Source organism: Macrococcoides goetzii (assembly GCF_002742385.2).
Classification (GTDB): Bacteria; Bacillota; Bacilli; order Staphylococcales; family Staphylococcaceae; genus Macrococcoides; species Macrococcoides goetzii.
Window position 1 is genome coordinate 18,513 of sequence record NZ_MJBI02000001.1, and the last position, 17,431, is coordinate 35,943.

Genomic DNA, 17,431 nt, shown 5'->3' on the forward strand with positions numbered 1-17,431 from the left:
AAACTATCACGTGATGGTTTGGATGGAGGAGAGCTAATTGGGAAGGACATATTAAAAATAGGCGAACTAGCTAAATTAGCAGGTGTAACAAACAGAACGGTGGATTATTACACCAATCTTGGATTATTAGAATTTAATAGAAGTGAATCAAACTACAGATATTATTCAAACACAATGGTAAACAGAATTAAGGAAATTGAGCAGCTTAAACAAGAAGGTATGCATTTAAATGAAATTAAAAATAAATTTACATCACATGAAGTCATAGATATTCAAGATTTAAGATTAAAGATAAATCAATTAGAACATGATATTAAGCATATTGCACAGTCTGAAGATATAACCGAAGCAAGATCTTTAGCCAAGAAAGATTTAGCTTTAATTAAAGCATTACTATTATTTATACAAAATTAACGGAGGTGAGTATTCTGTCATTTGACAGAATATATTATTGGAAACAACTATAAATTTACTTATATTTACGATACTAATCATTTTAACCGCATTTTTCGTCGCAACAGAATTCGCAATCGTCAAGGTAAGACATTCAAGATTAAATCAGCTTGTTAATGAAGGCAAGCCTGGCGCTTTATCTGCTAGTAAAGTAGTAAATCATTTAGATGAATATTTAAGTGCTTGTCAATTAGGGATTACAATTACAGCATTAGGTATAGGTATGGTTGGGGAAAAGACTTTTGAATTTATCCTTCATCCTATGTTTGAGATGATAGGTATACCAACTGATTTAATTCATATTTTTACTTTAGTTGCTGCATTCATAATCGCTACTTTTTTACATGTAGTTGTGGGTGAGTTAGCTCCGAAAACAATTGCGATACAGAAAGCAGAGGCAGTGACATTAGCGTTTAGTAAACCGATAATGTTCTTCTATAGAATACTTTATCCGTTTATTTGGTTATTAAATGGTTCAGCAAGATTATTATTGAAAGCAATCGGTATCAAACCAGTAGGAGAACATGAATTAACCCATACTGAAGAAGAATTGCGTATGTTACTTGCAGATAGTTATCAATCTGGTGAAATCAATATCAATGAGCTTAAAGTAATTAATAACGCATTTGAGTTTGATGATAAAGTTGCTCGAGAAGTAATGACACCAAGAAACGAAATTATTGCAATTGATATCAATGCTAATATTATTGACGTCATAGAAATGATACAGCACGAACGTTATACAAGATATCCAGTATATGAAATTGATAAAGACAATATTGTAGGTTATGTTCATATAAAAGATTTTATTGATTTAACATTACAAGATATTAAGATTATACAAGAGAAGCAATTAACTGATTATATCCATCCAGTTATGAGAGAAATTGAAACAGTAGCTTTAACTAAACTTCTGCATAAGATGAAAGCAAATCGAGTACACTTAGCAATTCTAATGGATGAATATGGTGGTACAAGCGGATTGGTTACTATAGAAGATATTATCGAAGAGCTTGTCGGAGAAATTCGTGACGAGTTTGATGCTGATGAGAAAGAAAAGATAATTAGAATGGATGATAATCATTATAAGATGCATTCTAGTGTATTAATTAGTGATGTAGAAAAACTTTTAGGTGTTCAATTTGAGGTAGATAATGTCGACACTATCGGTGGCTGGATGTTATCTTTTATCAGTGAAAATAAAGATGAGATTTATCATGATAACTATCTATTTAAAATTATTAAAAGAGATGGTAATCATATAGAGGAAATTGAAGTTTTTGAATCAGATGAACCAATAGAATAGTAGTAAATTAACGGTACTTATTTTTAAGTACTGTTTTTTTAGAAATATTCACCCCAATTACAAATAAATCATATATACTTACTCTAAGTAGATTATTTCATTTGGGGGAATTTTTATGAAACTGTTAAAAATGTTTATTGCAATAATTTTATTATTTATCCTCGTTCCACAAAAAGAATCACAGGCATTGTCATCGAAATACAATGTCCAATACGTTTCAGTGGTTGATGGTGACACAGCGTACGTAAAACTTGGTAAAAAGACGATTAAGATTCGTATGTTACTCATCGACACACCAGAATCAAAAGATCCTAGAAAACCAGTACAACCCTATGCGAAAGAAGCCGCTAAATTTCTAGAGAACCATATGCGTTATGGACGATTACAAATACAATATGATAATAGTCAGAAGTTAGATAGATATGGCCGTCATTTAGTATATTTATATGCGAACGGGAAACTAGTGAATAATGAGATGGTGCGCTATGGGTATGCAAGAGTGGGCTTTATTTATTCGCAGAAATATTATTTAAATACATTAAAGAAAAGTGAAGCTCATGCGAAGAAAAAACAATATAAAATTTGGTCAATAAAAGGATACGTTAATCCTTTAGGTGAAGGGTTTATTACAAGAAATAAACCGGTAGTAAAATCAACTACGAAATATAATACAGTATCAAATATTGTTTCAACGCCAAGCACAAGTAGTGTTCAAAAATCACCAACAACATCTCGTGCAGGATATCCGACTTCACGTTATAGAAGTGGGGCACCTACAGTACTCGCAAATTGTACTGAAGTAAAAAAATACTATCCTTATGGTATTACAGATAGTCATATCTCGTATCAACCGAAGTTTGATCGTGACAAAGATAGAATGGGCTGCGAGTCGTCAGGTATGCAGTATCAAAGTTGGTTTGCGAATAATTAAAATAAGAAGACATCTGAAATTAATCAGACGTCTTCTTTTCGTTTACAATGATATCACCAGGTTGGCAGTCTAAATAATCACATATCGCTTCTAGCGTGCTGAAACGAACGGCTTTTGCTTTACCTGTCTTTAAAATTGAAAGGTTAGCGATTGTGACATTTACTGCTTTTGATAAATCGGTTAAAGATACATTTCTATCTTTTAATACTTCATCCAGTTTTATTTTTATCATTTTTAACACCTAGATTGTTAAGTCGTTTTCTTCTTTGATTTTTTTAGATTCTTCGTATATTGATAGTGAAGTTAGAATTACTAAGCTTAAGAGAAATAATAATTGATTAGTATCTACTGTAGTATCTAATAAGCTTCTATATTCAGGAGTGATATTCAAATATTTTTTTAATAAATTTAAAACACCATAAATAATTGTTAGGATTGCGATTAGCAATAGTTTATCATAATTAATTGTGTTGAAATAGTCTTTGATATTGATATTTAGAACCAATTGATAAGCAAGAATAAGAATAGTGAGGATTATTAACATTTGAATTGCATAAGCTAAAAAGTAATATAGTCCTTTGTTAGATAAATTCAGCAAATTATTACTTATTGGTTTTGAGAAAAAATCAGATATAGTAAATAGTGCTGATAATGAAGCAATGATGAAGGTCATCACAATAAAATACTTTGTGAATGTTAATGATTTATTACTGTTTGACATAGAAACACTCCTTTTATCGTTTTACAATAAAAATATATCATATTATTTATCGAAAAACAATAAAATTTATTGAAAATCGATAGATTATGAAAATAGGAGAAATAAAAAGACTTGTTTTTTGAAAAATCATTGTGGCACATTCGCTATTAATAGTTATTTTATTTTTTAAACTATGACTTATTATTTTTTATTACAAATCTAATATGTTACCATTTACTACGTATTATTTTATTAAATACTAAAAAGTAGAGGAGTTTTATTTTGAAAAAAGGTAAGAAAATTTCACCAGTTTTCATGTACTCTGCCATTTTAATTTTCATTATGGTTGTAATGGGTGTATTCTTCCCCGACAGATTCGGAAAAGTTTCCGGAGACATTGGGAGTTGGATCATTAACAATTTTGGATGGTACTACATGATTACGATGACAATTATCGTGTTTTTCTGTTTGTTTTTAATCTTTAGCCCTATCGGTAAGTTGAAACTCGGAAAACCTGATGATGAACCTGAATTTAGAACGATTTCATGGTTAGCGATGTTATTTAGTGCAGGTATGGGGATTGGTTTAGTATTCTATGGTGCAACTGAACCGATTACGAACTATTTATCACCTCCAAATGCAGATCCTGAAACAAAGAAAGCGATGATGGATTCGATGCGTTCAACATTTTTCCATTATGGTATTCATCCATGGGCAATGTACGGTATCGTTGCACTTTCTTTAGCATATTTCCAATTTAGAAAGAATGAAGATGGATTACTCTCAAAGACATTACGTCCCTTATTTGGTGACAAAGTAGAAGGTCCATTAGGTACAGTAATTGATGTACTTGCAGTATTTGCTACAGTAATCGGTGTAGCTGTATCATTAGGTATTGGTACTATGCAGATTAATGGTGGACTTAATTACTTATTTGGTATTCCACAAAACTTCTTAGTACAAGCTATTATTATTATGGTAGCAACAGTATTGTTCCTAGCAAGTGCATGGAGTGGATTAAGTAAAGGTATTCAATATTTAAGTAATTTAAATATGGGATTAGCTGGACTTCTATTATTAATCACAATGATTGTAGGTCCAACAGCACTAATCTTTAAAGTGATGACTTCAGCGACAGGATTATATTTAGATGGATTTATTTTCAATAGTTTAGATGTTGCACCACTGAATGCTTCAAAAGCGAAATGGTTAGAAAGTTGGACAATTTACTACTGGGGTTGGTGGATTAGTTGGAGTCCATTCGTAGGGATATTCATTGCGCGTGTATCTAAAGGACGTTCAATTAGACAATTCATTATTGCCGTTCTACTTGTACCGACATTAGTAAGTATAGTTTGGTTCAGTGTATTTGGAGTTACTGGTATAGAGATTGCGAAGAAAGTACCTGGAATTTTTGGTTTAACGACTGAAACGCAACTATTCGGTATATTTAATGAATTACCATTCGGTACAATATTATCTATTGTTGCAATGTTGCTTGTAAGTTCATTCTTTATTACATCTGCTGACTCAGCAACATTCGTATTAGGAATGCAAACATCGTATGGGTCATTAACACCATCGGCAAAAATAAAAGTAACATGGGGGATTTTATTGTCACTCATAGCTTTCGTTCTATTATTATCAAGTGGTGATAAAGGACTAGGTGCATTACAATCTGCAGCAATTATTTCAGCATTTCCGTTTAGTTTGGTTATTATATTAATGATGATCTCGTTCTATAAAGATGCAGACTTAGAAAGACGTCATCTTGGATTAACGATTACACCAGATAAAGAGAAGATGGAAGAGTATGTTGAAGAAACAAGAAAAGATGAGAATTATGAATTAGAACGTGAAGCAACTGAGGAAGTATATTAAATTAATCTAATTTTACTCACTAGCATGTGCTAGTGAGTATTTTTTGAGGCAATTGTGACATCAATGTTATGCCCATACTGATCGTTTTGTATAGGTAGTATTATGAATAGTCTAAGTTATTTGAGCGAAGATATGTGGGTGATTTCAACAATATCGCAAAAGTTTCAATAGATATTATAGTTTTAGATATATTTATGAGCGACACTATGTATAAGTTTTCGTCCTGTAAATAATGGCATGACAATAATTTATTATTGTCTATATTTTAGTATAAAACTATATTATTTATTGAATTCGGTATAACAATCCTCCAATTCTAAGTAACAATTTTGGCAATGAATTGTTTAATGGATATAGTATATTAAAAGAATCACGCTCCGCAAAGATTATTGAAAGTTATTTTTAATTTTATTATCCATGACAGATTTATAGAATTTTTCCAAATCAAAATAATAAGGACTGTCAAATTTGTTACGTTTAAAATCATGATTCAGGTGTTCAAAAAACGTAATGAGTCCTTCAATTACTGCAGATTTATAATCTTCTAAATGAAATGAATGTGTTTGGATTACTTCCTCAACGTATTGATTAATATCTTCTACAAAAACATTTTCAGTCAAGCGCTTGCCTTTCTTATTCAACTCAGTATCTTGTATTTGAAACTTTATTTGATCTGTAATGATTTCGGTTTTAATCGTGTAATTATTATCTAAGTAAGAAAATTCATATGATTGATACGTTGTTGATAAATATAAATCATGCCAAAGTAGATACAAGTCACCTGTATGAATACTTTTAGGAATTATGATTTCATCATTGGATATTAATTCGATACTACCTACGAAATATCCTTCATTTTCTTTTAATTCAATACGCTCAATTTTTTTGAATATTTCACCTGTTGGTACTTCATCTGTATCAGGATATTCATCTTGTAGTAAATAGAACATAGATGTGTGATCGTAAAGATTAATTCCAACAGTACTAGCGAAAGAGTTGATTGTTATGTTGTCCATTTTTGACCTCACTATTTTATTTCTATCCAATATCTTTCAACATCGACATCGTCATGATCATCGTGAACACTATTTTCATAAATACCGCCACATGCGAGTATCGTTTTCTTACTTCCAATATTATTGTAATCACAAGTGACAAGCGCTTGATTTACATCTTTCGTTTTTAGGAATTTTAGAGATTCTTGTAACATCCATTTCGCAATCCCTTTACGTCTTTCATCAGGTCTTACAGAGTAACCGACATGCCCACCAATTTGTAATAAATATTCATTGAGGTAGTGTCGGATATTTACCATGCCAACTATTTTATTATCTTCATTTACACATAAGAATTGCGTTGCAAGGACCATGCCATGAGGAATACGTTCGAGGTTATCGCTGTTTTGTACTTTGTTAAACCACTCGTCGAAATCTTCGAATTTGTGGAGTGACGACGAACCGTGGATCACTTCTTTTGTCGCATTAAATTCTTGCTGGTATCTTAAGATATCTTCTTTATAGTGTAGTGTAGGTCGAACGAGTCTTAGATTTGTCATTATGATAACCCCCTTTATATTTTTTTATGATTATACACTAAGATATGTTAAATTTATATTAAGAATTAAGAAAGATGGAGATTCTATCATGAAGATTGAACATGTTGCGATGTATGTGAAAGATTTAGTGATGATGAAGGCATTTTATTGTCACCATTTCAACGGAAAAAGCGAATTCAAAGTATTATAATCCAAAGACTGGATTAGAGACATACTTTATTACTTTTGAAGACGGTGCCCGTTTAGAATTAATGACGCGTCCTGGTGTGAATGAAGCATCTGATGATTTATGTGTATACGGACTTACACACTTAGCGATGAGTGTTGGAAGTAAAGAGACAGTGAATCAATTAACACAAACACTGATTGATGCAGGATGTGAACATATTTCGGGACCTCGTACGACAGGTGATGGATATTATGAAAGTTGTATCAAAGATCCTGAAGGAAATCAGATTGAAATGACAGAATAAAGATGGAATTATTATGAAATTTTAGCTATTATATGTGTATAAAATAATATAGGGGTGTCAATATGTTAAAGTTTTTCAAGCGTAAAAGGAAAGAAACAAAGAGTACATATCCACCGAAACATGCGACAAGTGAATATAATCCAGATGCTAATCAAACCGTCGATAATAAAATGCAGAAAAAACTAGGTGAGAAACCTGCTCAAGTATTAAATAATAACCAAAGCGGCATTAATTTATAACCATCACAAATGTGGTGGTTTTTTTGATGTAAACAGATCAATTGAATTTTGTATTGTGTGCTGTACAATGATGGTACAAATTCGAAAGGGTGATTTTTAGTGAACATATTAATTATCGGAGCAAATGGACAGGTAGGTAAACAACTTGTTGAGAAGTTAGCGAAGAATAGTGATGTAACACCTATCGCGGTCATTCGTAAGGAAGAACAAAAGCCATATTTTGATGAATTAAATGTCGAAACGAGAATTTTAGATTTGGAAGATGATCTTCCGGCATATGATAGTGTATTTAAAGACGTCGATAGCGTAATATTTACAGCAGGCTCTGGTGGAAGTACAGGTGCTGATAAAACAATGCTGATTGATCTAGATGCTGCCGTGAAAACGATTGATACAGCTAAGAAAGTTGGCATTAAACGTTTTGTTATGGTGAGTTCGTTTGATACAACACGTAACGCAATTCAAGAAGCTGATGCTGGTTTCAGACCTTATGTTGTAGCAAAGCATTATGCAGATAACGTATTAAGAGCAGCTGGACTAGATTATACAATTGTTCATCCAGGTATTTTGTCAGACGATGCTGAAACTGGTAATGTTAAAGTTGCTGAAACATTAGAAGTTGCTAATATTACAAGAGCAGACGTGGCTGAAGTTTTGAAGACTGTTATTGAGAATGATAAAACTGTCGGCAAAGAGTTCCAAGTGGTTAATGGTGACACACAGATTGCTGAAGCGATTGGTAGGTTATAAGGTTATAGCATCGAGTCTATGGTAAATATAGTAAATCAATGTCCACTTCAATTTAGAGGTGGGCAATAATTGTATAAAAAAGTAAATCGCTGCTTACAGTCTCGCGCACCAAAAGTAAGTATTTAACAAAATTTGCGCGTACCACACCAAACTCGCGCAATAAAAGTAATAAACTACCATCCATCCAATCACTCAATAACACCAAAATCATCTAAAAAATAAGAATTTTCAGAATTGTTGTTGACAAATAGAAACATCGTTCTTATAATGTGTATTAATTCAATATTTACAAAACGTACAGAGGAAAGTAAACTTATGAATTTCTACAGCGAGCTTCAGGTGGTGAGATGGAGTGTTTGAACTAAGTTGAAAATGGCCTCTTTAGTTGCATGCTGAACGTATTCTAGTAGGTTATGTCCGAGGATTGGCGCTCGTTATCAACGTCAGAGTATTATTTGTACTCAATGAGGTATAGTCAGTGATGGCTATATGAATAAAGGTGGTACCGTGGGAAACCCCTCACCCTTTACTAAAGTGTAAAGGAGTGTGGGGTTTTTTATTATGGCTGATAGTGATATGTGCGACATGCAAATATATATAAACAAAAAATTAAACTTACTGGAGGATTATCAATATGACTAATACAATCAAACAACCAAAATTCGATTACGTAGGTAGTTTCTTAAGACCTGAGACATTAAAAGTGGCACGTGAAAAATTTAAAAATAATGAAATTACGCAGGATGAACTGACAAAAGTTGAAAATGAAGAAATCTTAAAGTTAATTCAAAAATTAGATGAACTTGGTTATGAAACAGTGACGGATGGTGAATTCAGACGTAGCTACTGGCATTTGGATTTCTTCTTTGGATTCAATGGTATTGAACAGCAGCTTCTAGATCATGGCTATCAATTTAACAATATTGAAACACGTAGTGATTCAGTAAAGTTCGTGGGTAAAATTAATGGGAAAGATCATCCGTTCGTTGAGCATTTTAAATTTGTAAGAGATAACGCACCGAGTCATTTAACAGTAAAGCAGACAATACCTGCACCTGCGCAGTTACTCGTTGAATTAACACGACCTGGTGTAAAAGAGACAGTAGATGCTGTGTACCCGGATAAAAAAGAATTGTATGATGATATCGTTACAACATATAAACAGGTAATCGATGACTTACATAAAGAAGGATTAAAAGTTCTGCAGCTGGATGACTGTTCATGGGGCATTCATATCTCACCGGAAATTCGAGAAAAAATTCATGGACAAGGTGGAGGTACGGATAAATCTAGCGAAGCGTTGATTCAGGAAATTTTAGAGATTAACAACCGTGTCATTGCGAATGCGCCAGATGATTTAATCATTAATACTCATGTTTGCCGTGGTAATTATAAATCTGATTATGCATCAAGCGGACCATATACAGCAGTAGCTGAAGAGTTATTTGGTAAAGAAAACGTCGATGGCTACTATTTAGAGTACGATACAGAACGCGCAGGTGGATTCGAGCCTCTAGAAAAAGTAAGTGGAGAGAAGAAAGTTGTGTTAGGCTTGATAACTTCTAAGTTTCCAGAGCTAGAAGATAAAGAAGCGATTAAAGAAAGAATTAAGGAAGCAACAAAATATATTCCACTTGAGCGATTAAGTTTAAGTCCACAATGCGGCTTTGCATCAACAGAAGAAGGTAATATACTCACAGAAGAAGATCAATGGAAGAAGCTGCAGCTCATAAAAGAGATTAGTGAAGAGGTGTTTGCGGATTCTTTAGTTAAATAAACTTTTATAATAACCTAAGCCCATGCTTAGGTTATTATTTTAGTGATAGATATTATTGACAACTATATTATAATAGAAGAAAAAAACAAAGAAGGTTTAACAATGTACAAATATATTCTATTTGATATAGATAATACGTTACTAGATTTCAGCAAAGGTGAAAGAGAAGCGGTTCGTGCTGTATTTCAATCTGAAGGTGTTGAGGATAGTGAGGAAAACTTTAAACGTTATTCAGAGATTAACAAATCGATGTGGGGCTTACTTGAAGAGGGTAAGCTTGTGAAACAAGAGGTCCTGACGAAACGTTTTGAAGTGTTCTTTGAAGAGAAAGGTATTAAAGTAAATCCTCAGGAGAAAGAGGATATCTTTAGAATCGGTATTAATGAGAATCATCAGCTTGTGCCCCATGCAGTTGAAATTCTTGAATACGTTAAGTCGAAAGGTTATGTGATTTGTTCAGCAACAAATGGAGTGTTACATACTCAGATGCGTCGCATGACGGATGCTAATATTATTTCATACTTCGACCATCAATTTATTTCAGAAGCAGTAGGATACGAGAAACCACAGAAAGCGTTTTTCGATGTAATTATTGAATCATTACATATTACAGATTTATCAGAAGTTCTGATGATTGGTGATACTGAAACTTCAGATATTAATGGTGCCATCAATGCTGGTATTGATGCCTGTTATTTCGGTCCGAATAAAGAGAGCAAGGCGAAATATCGTATCCATAATTTATTAGAACTTAAAAATATTATTTAAATCTTCTTACGTAAAATTACTCGTTTTGTTTCATAATAAGTTGTTATGGGAATAGTAAGGTAACACAATGCTTGGGAGGAGATTAACGTGAAATTTGTAGATGCTTTCACTAGTGAACAACCTTTACATGGCAAGATTGAACAGTTAAGAGAAGAAGGTATTGATACGCGTGATTTATTTATCGTTTCTAAAAGTAAGATAGACGGACTGGCATTGATTGATCAGGATGTTAACTATATTAGTGCTGATGGAAATATGCCGGACAAGATTAAAGCATTCTTTACAGGTAAAGACGTTTCTAGTCACCATTATGAAGCGGAAAATTTATCTAATATTTCAAAGATTGATTACAAAAGATCACTCGATGCAGGACAGATGTTACTATTTATCAAATCACTGGGGGAAAAATAATGTCTCGTGAAAATAAAAGATTTTCAAATATTAAAGACGGTTCAGATAAAGGTTCAAAGATGATGAGTACTTATATCATTACTGATGAACAAACTGGTGTGCAGTATTTGTACGCTGCAATGGGTTATGGTGCCGGTTTAACACCGATATTGGATAGTGAAGGTAAACCAGTACTTGCCCCTGGCTATCCGAAATAGAGATTGGATGAGACTTAGGTCTCGTCTTTTTTTATATGTGTTTAATTTCACAAAAAGAGTTATAGTATAATAAATAATTAAATAGATTAAATTAGGAGTGCAAGATGGCGAAAATTACTAAACGACAGGAAAAAAGAAATAAAATGATATTGTTATTGATACTTTGCGGCATTGCATGCATCATTTATTTAATGGTAGGTTATTCGATTAAACAATACGAAAAAAAGATGATGAATTATAAAGTTGAAATGCCACATTCATATCAATTTGCATTGAATCAACAGATGAAAAGTGCAGCTCAGTTTTCTAATGGCGTCGTGTGGAAAAATGCGACAAAAAAACAGGTTGATTATTATTTAAATCCTAAAAAATACTATCACCATCCGGAACAGCGTTACCAGTTCTTAAATCTAGGCATGAGTCAGAAAGTGTCTGCTACTAAATTAAATACCTTACTTAAAGGGAAGGGCATTTTAGATGGTCTCGGTACAACATTCGCTAAAGCAAGTCGTATAGAAGATATCAATGAAATCTATCTGGTCAATCATGCGTTACTTGAGACTGGTAAAGGTAAGAGTGAATTAGCGCGTGGCGTTAAAGTCGATGATAAAGGGCGCGTTGGTAAAGGGGATAAGAAATATTATAATTTCTTCGGTATTGGCGCGTATGATCATGACCCGGTAAATGAAGCGGCGAAGTTTGCCTTTAAAGAAGGATGGGATACACCTGAGAAAGCTGTGATGGGTGGTGCGAAATTCATTAAAGATGAATTTATATCTAAAGCACATCAAAATACTTTATACGGCATGCGATTTAATCCAAATCATCCTGGCAAACATCAATATGCTACAGATGTACGCTGGGCACATCATAACGCACGCGGTATTGCAAAAGACTATCAACGATTAAATTTAGAGGGTAAGTACTTTACACGTTATTATTATAAACAGTAAGCTAATGCTTGCTGTTTTTTTATACATAAAAATTTATTTTAATAAAAGATTGAATTATCAGAATTTTTAATATAAAATAATTTTAAGTTAGTACTTTATTCATTTAGGGGGAGAAAGCATGAGGAAGAATTATTCGTGGTTAATTGCATTTGTATTAGTATTATCAAGTGTACTCGCTGCTTGTAGTGGGGGCAGTGGCGAGAAAGATAGCAAGGGGAAACAAGTATTAAATTTAGTAACGTCATCCGATATTCCATCGATGAACTCAGCGCTGGCTACTGATATGGTAAGTTTCCAGATGTATGAGAACGTTATGGAAGGATTATATCGTTTAGATAAAGATACGAAGCCGGTACCAGCATTAGCTGAAGGAGATCCAAAAGAAACTAATGGTGGTAAGACATGGACGATTAAATTACGTAAAGATGCAAAATGGTCGAATGGAGATCCTGTTACAGCGAACGACTTCGTCTATGCATGGAGAAATGTTGTAGATCCTAAGACGGCTTCAGAATATGCATTTATTATGTATGATATCGAGAACGCTCAAGAAATTAACAAAGGTGAAAAGAAACCTGAAGAGCTTGGTGTTAAAGCAATTGATGATAACACGCTTGAAATTAAACTGAAAAATAATCAGCCATATTTCAAAGGCTTACTCGCATTCGGAACATTTATGCCTAAAAATGAAAAGTTTGCTAAGAAATTAGGGGATAAATATGGTATCGATGCAAAATCGACATTATACAACGGACCATTTAAAATGGCTGAGTGGAAAACAGAAGAAAGCGTAAAGCTCGTTAAGAACGATAAGTACTGGGATAAAGACAAAGTGAAGTTAGATGAAATCAACTATAAAGTGATTAAAGATGCGCAAACTGGATTGAATTTATATGAAACAGGTAAAGTGGATTCAGTGGGTGTATCTGCTGAAAACGTAGATAAATATAAGTCTAATAAAGACTTTAAAACAGAATTATCTGCAGCGCAATCATTCTTCAGAATTTCTTATAAAGGTAATCATAAGAAAGAATTATCGAATAAAGATTTACGTTTAGCATTAGCGAAATCTATCGATAAAGATAAGTATGTGAAGAACAACTTAAATAATGGTTCTGTGGCGTCAAATCAATTAACACCAAAAGATGTCTATAAAGGACCAGACGGCAGTGACTTCTCTGAAATTGCTGGTGGAGAAAACTTAAAATTTGATAGAGAAAGTGCTAAAGAGGACTGGAAGAAAGCGAAAGCTGCCTTAGGCGTTGATAAATTAGAGTTAGAATTATTAACGGTTGATATCGATACAGCGAAGAAAGATGCTGAATACTTTAAAGAGCAGTTAGAATCTAACTTAGATGGATTAACAATTAAGATTAAACAACAACCATTTAAACAAAAATTAGATTTAGAGAAAAAAGGTCAGTATGATATTTCATATGGTAACTGGTTCCCGGATTATGCAGATCCAATGACATTCTTAGATTTATTCTTATCAACTGAAACAAATACTGGATATAATAATCCAGCTTACGATAAGTTAATTGAAGATGCAAAAGGGCCGTTACTGAAAGACCCTGAAGCACGCTGGAAAGCTTTAGGTGAAGCAAGTACGATGTTACTGGATGATGCAGCTTTAATTCCGGTGATTCAACGTGGAACAGCATTTATGGATAAACCATATGTGAAAGGCGTTGTCGTAAACAGCTCTGGTATTAATAACTATAAAGAAGCTTACATTGAAGGCAAGAAATAAGTAAAACTACCTTGAGGAAAAACCTCAAGGTAGTTTTTTGTGTATTATTTTGCTTCAGTTGATGTTTCAGTAGAAGAACTGTTCATTTTGTCCTGCATTTCTTTTTGAACCTCTTCTAGTGGTTTTGCTGACTTTGCAGCAGCAGGCACTGTAATTGCTGGAACTTTATCATAGTTATCATAATTTGCTTTCGTTTCAGTTGCAATTTTCTTATCTTTAATCGTCATATCAACTTTTGTTTCAGTTGTCTTCATCATATAATCTTTATCAAAGTTAATAACTGCTTCACCTTTCACGTCTTCAACTTGTTTTTCGATCGATGAAATTAATTCCTGAGAACCTGTTTGTTCGGCAATCTTTTTATACTCAGCTAAATTTTTAAATTTCTTAGTTAAGCTGTAACCATCAGCTGTTTCTTTAAATTCAGCATCTTTATATCCATCTAATGAATTTAAAGCAGTCGCATAATCTAATTGTTCTAGCTGCTTTTGAACACGAGAGCCCATTGCTTTTGTCACATCCATAAATGTCTTACTGTCAGGTGACATTACAACCTTTTTATCAAAGATATACATATCCATCTTTTGACCCATAGACTCAGTTGTGATTTGAGTTGTCCCTTTGTCATCAACATTCATATCCATGTTCACAGTTGTATCTTTACCATCTGATGTCATCGTCGTATCTAATACAGCATGGTAACTTTTCGTATCTTTACCTGCATCTTTTGCTTTTTCAATTAAGTCTACAGCATCTTTGTTTTCTTTAGTAGTTTCTGCTGTTTCAGAGGTAGTTTCTTTACTTTCAGTTGTTTTAGCTTCTTCAGTTGTTTGATTATCAGTATTAGATTTTGTTGCTTCAGTCTTTGCTTTATCTTCAGTTTTATCGGCAGAATCATTGCCACAAGCTGCAAAAATTAAAGTCGTACCAAGTAATGCTGATAATAAATGTTTTGATTTCATAGAAAAATCCTCCTTAAGTCATTAAATAAATCATAGCACAAAACTTTAATTTATTAAAATAAGACTTAAGCAGGATATTATTATCTGTCTTGAGGTGCTTGTTTCAACACTTTATTACGTTTGATTGGATCGAGACGTCGCTCTATAAATCCTAAAATGATGTCAGCCAATACAGCCATAATAGCAGTAGGTAATGCGCCGGCTAATATGATTGAAGTACCATTTGTAGCATTTGTACCGCGGATGATAATATCACCAAGACTCGGTGCACCGATGAATGAACCGATTGCTGTTACACCGATTGCGATAACGAGCGCGATACGAATACCTGCAATAATTACGGATAGACTTAATGGCAGTTCGACCATTGTCAGTAACTGGCGTTTCGTCATACCCATACCTTTACCTGCATCAATTAAATGTGTATCAACAGATTTAATACCTGTGTACGTGTTCTTGATGATAGGGAGTAGTGAGTATAGGAACACAGTTGTAATAACAGTCGTTTTACCTAAACCTAACGCTAACATCAACAAAGCGAGTAGGGCGATTGCTGGAACGGTCTGAATAATATTTGCGATGGCGATAATAGGACCAACCAAACGTTTATGACGCGCAATCCAGATACCAATCGGAATACCGACAAGCGCACCTAGTAGTACACCGTAGATACTGATTAGAAAATGATCGATAAACAATTGAAATACATAACCAGCATTATCCTGGAAGTAATGGATGAATTGTTCGAATGTATTCATTTTTTCCATCTTATTTACCTCCTTCAAAGTAGTTATGCTTTTTCAGATATGCTTCAGCGACAACAGCAGGTTCTTTTAAATTGTTATCCACTTCGTAGTTTAGCTTCTGCATTTCTTCAGTTGAGATTTTGTTTTTTAGTAGCTTTAAAATTTTATCGATTTCAGGATTCTTTTCGATTAAATCTTTGCGAGCAACTGGTGCTGCATCATACGGCGGGAAGAAATGTAAATCATCCTCTAAAATGACTAAATCATAACTTTGAATACGACCATCTGTGGTATAGCCTAATACAACGTCCATTTTTTTATTGGCAAGTGCATCATATACTAAACCAATTTGCATCGGACGGATATCACTAAATTCATAGCCATATTTCTTAATAAATCCTTTATAGCCATCACCTTTACGTTTGATCCATGTTGAATCAACACCGGCACTCAGTTTATCAGCGTGTTTTTTCATATCACTGACTGTTTTTAAATTATATTTTTTTGCAGTTTCTTTAGTAACCATAAATGCAAAGGTATTTTCAAAACCATATGAATCATAATATTTTTGATTAAACTTTTTGTCGAATGCATCCACTACTACTTTTCGAGCTCTTTTTGGTTCAGTGATTGGATCCATTTGTAATGCACCTGTTAAATCTGTACCTGTATAACGAGTTGAAGATACATTGGCATCTCCTCTTACCATCGCTTGATGCATTACTGTACCTGAACCAAGGTTATTGATCAGTTCGACAGGATTATCAGTGTTTCTTTCTACTAGAATCTTGATCATATGTGCAAGAACCTGACTTTCAGAAATATAGGTTGATGCAATTTTGACTGTATCTTTGCCATTACTATTATTGCCACAACCACTAAGAATTAATAGAAGAGCGATAACAACGATTAAATATTTTTTGAGACGCATTATAAATCCCCCTTAGAAACTTTTAAACCACGTGGGGTAGTTATTTTTTCGATAATTGACAGTACTAAATCAGTAATTAAAGCAAGCAGTGTAACCATTACTGCTCCGGCAACAATTAACTTTGGATCAAATAAATTCAACCCATTAAAGATAAAGTCTCCGAGTCCACCTGCACCGATATATGATGCGAGTGTTGCCCAGCTGATCGCGTAAACTGCTGATAATCTTATACCACTCATAATGACTGGTACAGCAAGCGGTAATTCTACCATTCTGAGAATTTGGTTAGATGTCATTCCCATCGCACGTCCAGCTTCTTTCGCATCTTTCTTTACCGACTGTATACCTAAATATGTGTTATTTAAGATCGGTAACAAGACATATAAGAACAACGCGATGACGGCAGGTAGTGTTCCAATTCCGAAGAATGGAATCATCATCGCAAGTATCGCAAGTGATGGTACGGTTTGTAATACGCTTGTGATAGAGAGTACAACTTTCGCTAGTTTTTCTGACTTCGTAAGCAAGATGCCAAGTGGAACGGCAACGATTATTGCTGCGAGTAGGCTCAGTAGTGATATTGAGATATGTTCAATCGTCTTCGTAAAGAGTTCGGCTTGATTTTCCTTTAAAAATTCAATCATG

20 protein-coding genes, 1 pseudogene and 1 other annotated feature are annotated in these 17,431 nt (G+C 33.6%); of the genes and pseudogenes, 13 read left to right on the forward strand and 8 right to left on the reverse strand.

The genetic code is table 11. The features are described from left to right. The first annotated feature begins 18 nt into the window (after nt 1–18). The 3 genes from BFS35_RS00135 to BFS35_RS00145 all read left to right on the forward strand — a co-directional run bounded on the left by BFS35_RS00135 (nt 19) and on the right by BFS35_RS00145 (nt 2,690). Complete coding sequence (locus BFS35_RS00135; protein ID WP_158554215.1) at nt 19–414, forward strand: MerR family transcriptional regulator; 396 nt, start codon at nt 19–21, stop codon at nt 412–414. 37 nt (nt 415–451) lie between these two features. Next, nucleotides 452–1,759 (forward strand): hemolysin family protein, encoded by a 1,308-nt coding sequence (locus BFS35_RS00140; RefSeq protein ID WP_099579661.1) that lies wholly within the window; start codon nt 452–454, stop codon nt 1,757–1,759. 115 nt (nt 1,760–1,874) lie between these two features. Then, nucleotides 1,875–2,690 carry a thermonuclease family protein gene (locus BFS35_RS00145; protein WP_099579663.1) on the forward strand — a complete coding sequence of 272 codons (816 nt, stop codon included), beginning with the start codon at nt 1,875–1,877 and terminating at the stop codon, nt 2,688–2,690. Between the two features lie 19 nt (nt 2,691–2,709). Here BFS35_RS00145 and BFS35_RS00150 read toward each other — a convergent pair whose 3' ends face one another. Together BFS35_RS00150 and BFS35_RS00155 are read right to left on the reverse strand one after the other, a co-directional pair. After that, nucleotides 2,710–2,922, reverse strand: a complete 213-nt coding sequence (locus tag BFS35_RS00150) for a helix-turn-helix domain-containing protein (protein WP_099579665.1) — start codon at nt 2,920–2,922, stop codon at nt 2,710–2,712. 9 nt (nt 2,923–2,931) lie between these two features. Then, nucleotides 2,932–3,411: a hypothetical protein gene (locus BFS35_RS00155; protein WP_099579667.1), complete on the reverse strand. Its 480-nt coding sequence runs from the start codon at nt 3,409–3,411 to the stop codon at nt 2,932–2,934. A gap of 294 nt (nt 3,412–3,705) precedes the next feature. On the opposite strand from BFS35_RS00155, the gene BFS35_RS00160 reads away from it, so the two are divergent. Then, nucleotides 3,706–5,271, forward strand: coding sequence for a BCCT family transporter (locus BFS35_RS00160; RefSeq protein WP_099580141.1), 1,566 nt, complete (start codon nt 3,706–3,708; stop codon nt 5,269–5,271). A gap of 386 nt (nt 5,272–5,657) precedes the next feature. On the opposite strand, the gene BFS35_RS00165 is transcribed toward BFS35_RS00160, so the two are convergent. Beyond that, nucleotides 5,658–6,287 (reverse strand): hypothetical protein, encoded by a 630-nt coding sequence (locus BFS35_RS00165; protein ID WP_099579669.1) that lies wholly within the window; start codon nt 6,285–6,287, stop codon nt 5,658–5,660. A gap of 11 nt (nt 6,288–6,298) precedes the next feature. After that, on the reverse strand, nt 6,299–6,826 hold the full coding sequence (locus BFS35_RS00170; RefSeq protein WP_099579671.1) for a GNAT family N-acetyltransferase: 528 nt from the start codon (nt 6,824–6,826) through the stop codon (nt 6,299–6,301). 88 nt (nt 6,827–6,914) lie between these two features. Between BFS35_RS00170 and BFS35_RS00175 the strand changes: the two are divergent. From BFS35_RS00175 to BFS35_RS00210, 9 genes and pseudogenes are all read left to right on the forward strand, one after another. Further along, nucleotides 6,915–7,299: pseudogene (locus BFS35_RS00175) on the forward strand (VOC family protein). Between the two features lie 62 nt (nt 7,300–7,361). Then, nucleotides 7,362–7,538, forward strand: a complete 177-nt coding sequence (locus tag BFS35_RS13785; RefSeq protein WP_158554216.1) for a hypothetical protein — start codon at nt 7,362–7,364, stop codon at nt 7,536–7,538. A 99-nt stretch (nt 7,539–7,637) separates the two neighbouring features. Continuing rightward, on the forward strand, nt 7,638–8,288 hold the full coding sequence (locus tag BFS35_RS00180; protein WP_099579673.1) for an SDR family oxidoreductase: 651 nt from the start codon (nt 7,638–7,640) through the stop codon (nt 8,286–8,288). A 287-nt stretch (nt 8,289–8,575) separates the two neighbouring features. Next, nucleotides 8,576–8,818: a binding site (T-box leader), on the forward strand. A 104-nt stretch (nt 8,819–8,922) separates the two neighbouring features. Next, complete coding sequence (locus tag BFS35_RS00185; protein WP_099579675.1) at nt 8,923–10,065, forward strand: 5-methyltetrahydropteroyltriglutamate--homocysteine S-methyltransferase; 1,143 nt, start codon at nt 8,923–8,925, stop codon at nt 10,063–10,065. Nucleotides 10,066–10,167: 102 nt separating this feature from the next. After that, nucleotides 10,168–10,833: a YjjG family noncanonical pyrimidine nucleotidase gene (locus tag BFS35_RS00190; RefSeq protein ID WP_117945928.1), complete on the forward strand. Its 666-nt coding sequence runs from the start codon at nt 10,168–10,170 to the stop codon at nt 10,831–10,833. 87 nt (nt 10,834–10,920) lie between these two features. Beyond that, nucleotides 10,921–11,244, forward strand: a complete 324-nt coding sequence (locus BFS35_RS00195) for a general stress protein (RefSeq protein WP_158554217.1) — start codon at nt 10,921–10,923, stop codon at nt 11,242–11,244. Continuing rightward, nucleotides 11,244–11,441 (forward strand): DUF6440 family protein, encoded by a 198-nt coding sequence (locus tag BFS35_RS00200; RefSeq protein WP_099579681.1) that lies wholly within the window; start codon nt 11,244–11,246, stop codon nt 11,439–11,441. Before BFS35_RS00195 ends, BFS35_RS00200 begins: the two co-directional genes overlap by 1 nt. 104 nt (nt 11,442–11,545) lie before the next feature. Then, nucleotides 11,546–12,394: an N-acetylglucosaminidase gene (locus BFS35_RS00205; protein ID WP_099579684.1), complete on the forward strand. Its 849-nt coding sequence runs from the start codon at nt 11,546–11,548 to the stop codon at nt 12,392–12,394. Nucleotides 12,395–12,512: 118 nt separating this feature from the next. Continuing rightward, complete coding sequence (locus BFS35_RS00210; RefSeq protein WP_099579685.1) at nt 12,513–14,147, forward strand: peptide ABC transporter substrate-binding protein; 1,635 nt, start codon at nt 12,513–12,515, stop codon at nt 14,145–14,147. Between the two features lie 44 nt (nt 14,148–14,191). Here BFS35_RS00210 and BFS35_RS00215 read toward each other — a convergent pair whose 3' ends face one another. The 4 genes from BFS35_RS00215 to BFS35_RS00230 all read right to left on the reverse strand — a co-directional run bounded on the left by BFS35_RS00215 (nt 14,192) and on the right by BFS35_RS00230 (nt 17,430). Further along, nucleotides 14,192–15,109 carry a DUF6612 family protein gene (locus tag BFS35_RS00215; protein WP_099579687.1) on the reverse strand — a complete coding sequence of 306 codons (918 nt, stop codon included), beginning with the start codon at nt 15,107–15,109 and terminating at the stop codon, nt 14,192–14,194. Nucleotides 15,110–15,189: 80 nt separating this feature from the next. Then, on the reverse strand, nt 15,190–15,876 hold the full coding sequence (locus tag BFS35_RS00220) for an ABC transporter permease (RefSeq protein ID WP_099579689.1): 687 nt from the start codon (nt 15,874–15,876) through the stop codon (nt 15,190–15,192). A 1-nt stretch (nt 15,877) separates the two neighbouring features. Further along, a complete protein-coding gene (locus BFS35_RS00225; protein WP_099579691.1) occupies nt 15,878–16,789 on the reverse strand; it encodes an osmoprotectant ABC transporter substrate-binding protein in 912 nt (303 codons plus the stop codon). After that, nucleotides 16,786–17,430 carry an ABC transporter permease gene (locus BFS35_RS00230; protein WP_099579693.1) on the reverse strand — a complete coding sequence of 215 codons (645 nt, stop codon included), beginning with the start codon at nt 17,428–17,430 and terminating at the stop codon, nt 16,786–16,788. Before BFS35_RS00230 ends, BFS35_RS00225 begins: the two co-directional genes overlap by 4 nt. Nucleotide 17,431: the final 1 nt, after the last annotated feature.

Coding starts and splice junctions, on each gene's coding strand:
- BFS35_RS00230 (WP_099579693.1), bottom strand. CDS start 17,430: ATGATTGAATTTTTAAAGGAAAATCAAGCCGAACTCTTTACGAAGACG.
- BFS35_RS00200 (WP_099579681.1), top strand. CDS start 11,244: ATGTCTCGTGAAAATAAAAGATTTTCAAATATTAAAGACGGTTCAGAT.
- BFS35_RS00160 (WP_099580141.1), top strand. CDS start 3,706: ATGTACTCTGCCATTTTAATTTTCATTATGGTTGTAATGGGTGTATTC.
- BFS35_RS00210 (WP_099579685.1), top strand. CDS start 12,513: ATGAGGAAGAATTATTCGTGGTTAATTGCATTTGTATTAGTATTATCA.
- BFS35_RS00185 (WP_099579675.1), top strand. CDS start 8,923: ATGACTAATACAATCAAACAACCAAAATTCGATTACGTAGGTAGTTTC.
- BFS35_RS00220 (WP_099579689.1), bottom strand. CDS start 15,876: ATGGAAAAAATGAATACATTCGAACAATTCATCCATTACTTCCAGGAT.
- BFS35_RS00165 (WP_099579669.1), bottom strand. CDS start 6,287: ATGGACAACATAACAATCAACTCTTTCGCTAGTACTGTTGGAATTAAT.
- BFS35_RS00205 (WP_099579684.1), top strand. CDS start 11,546: ATGGCGAAAATTACTAAACGACAGGAAAAAAGAAATAAAATGATATTG.
- BFS35_RS00150 (WP_099579665.1), bottom strand. CDS start 2,922: ATGATAAAAATAAAACTGGATGAAGTATTAAAAGATAGAAATGTATCT.
- BFS35_RS00145 (WP_099579663.1), top strand. CDS start 1,875: ATGAAACTGTTAAAAATGTTTATTGCAATAATTTTATTATTTATCCTC.
- BFS35_RS00215 (WP_099579687.1), bottom strand. CDS start 15,109: ATGAAATCAAAACATTTATTATCAGCATTACTTGGTACGACTTTAATT.
- BFS35_RS00190 (WP_117945928.1), top strand. CDS start 10,168: ATGTACAAATATATTCTATTTGATATAGATAATACGTTACTAGATTTC.
- BFS35_RS00170 (WP_099579671.1), bottom strand. CDS start 6,826: ATGACAAATCTAAGACTCGTTCGACCTACACTACACTATAAAGAAGAT.
- BFS35_RS13785 (WP_158554216.1), top strand. CDS start 7,362: ATGTTAAAGTTTTTCAAGCGTAAAAGGAAAGAAACAAAGAGTACATAT.
- BFS35_RS00155 (WP_099579667.1), bottom strand. CDS start 3,411: ATGTCAAACAGTAATAAATCATTAACATTCACAAAGTATTTTATTGTG.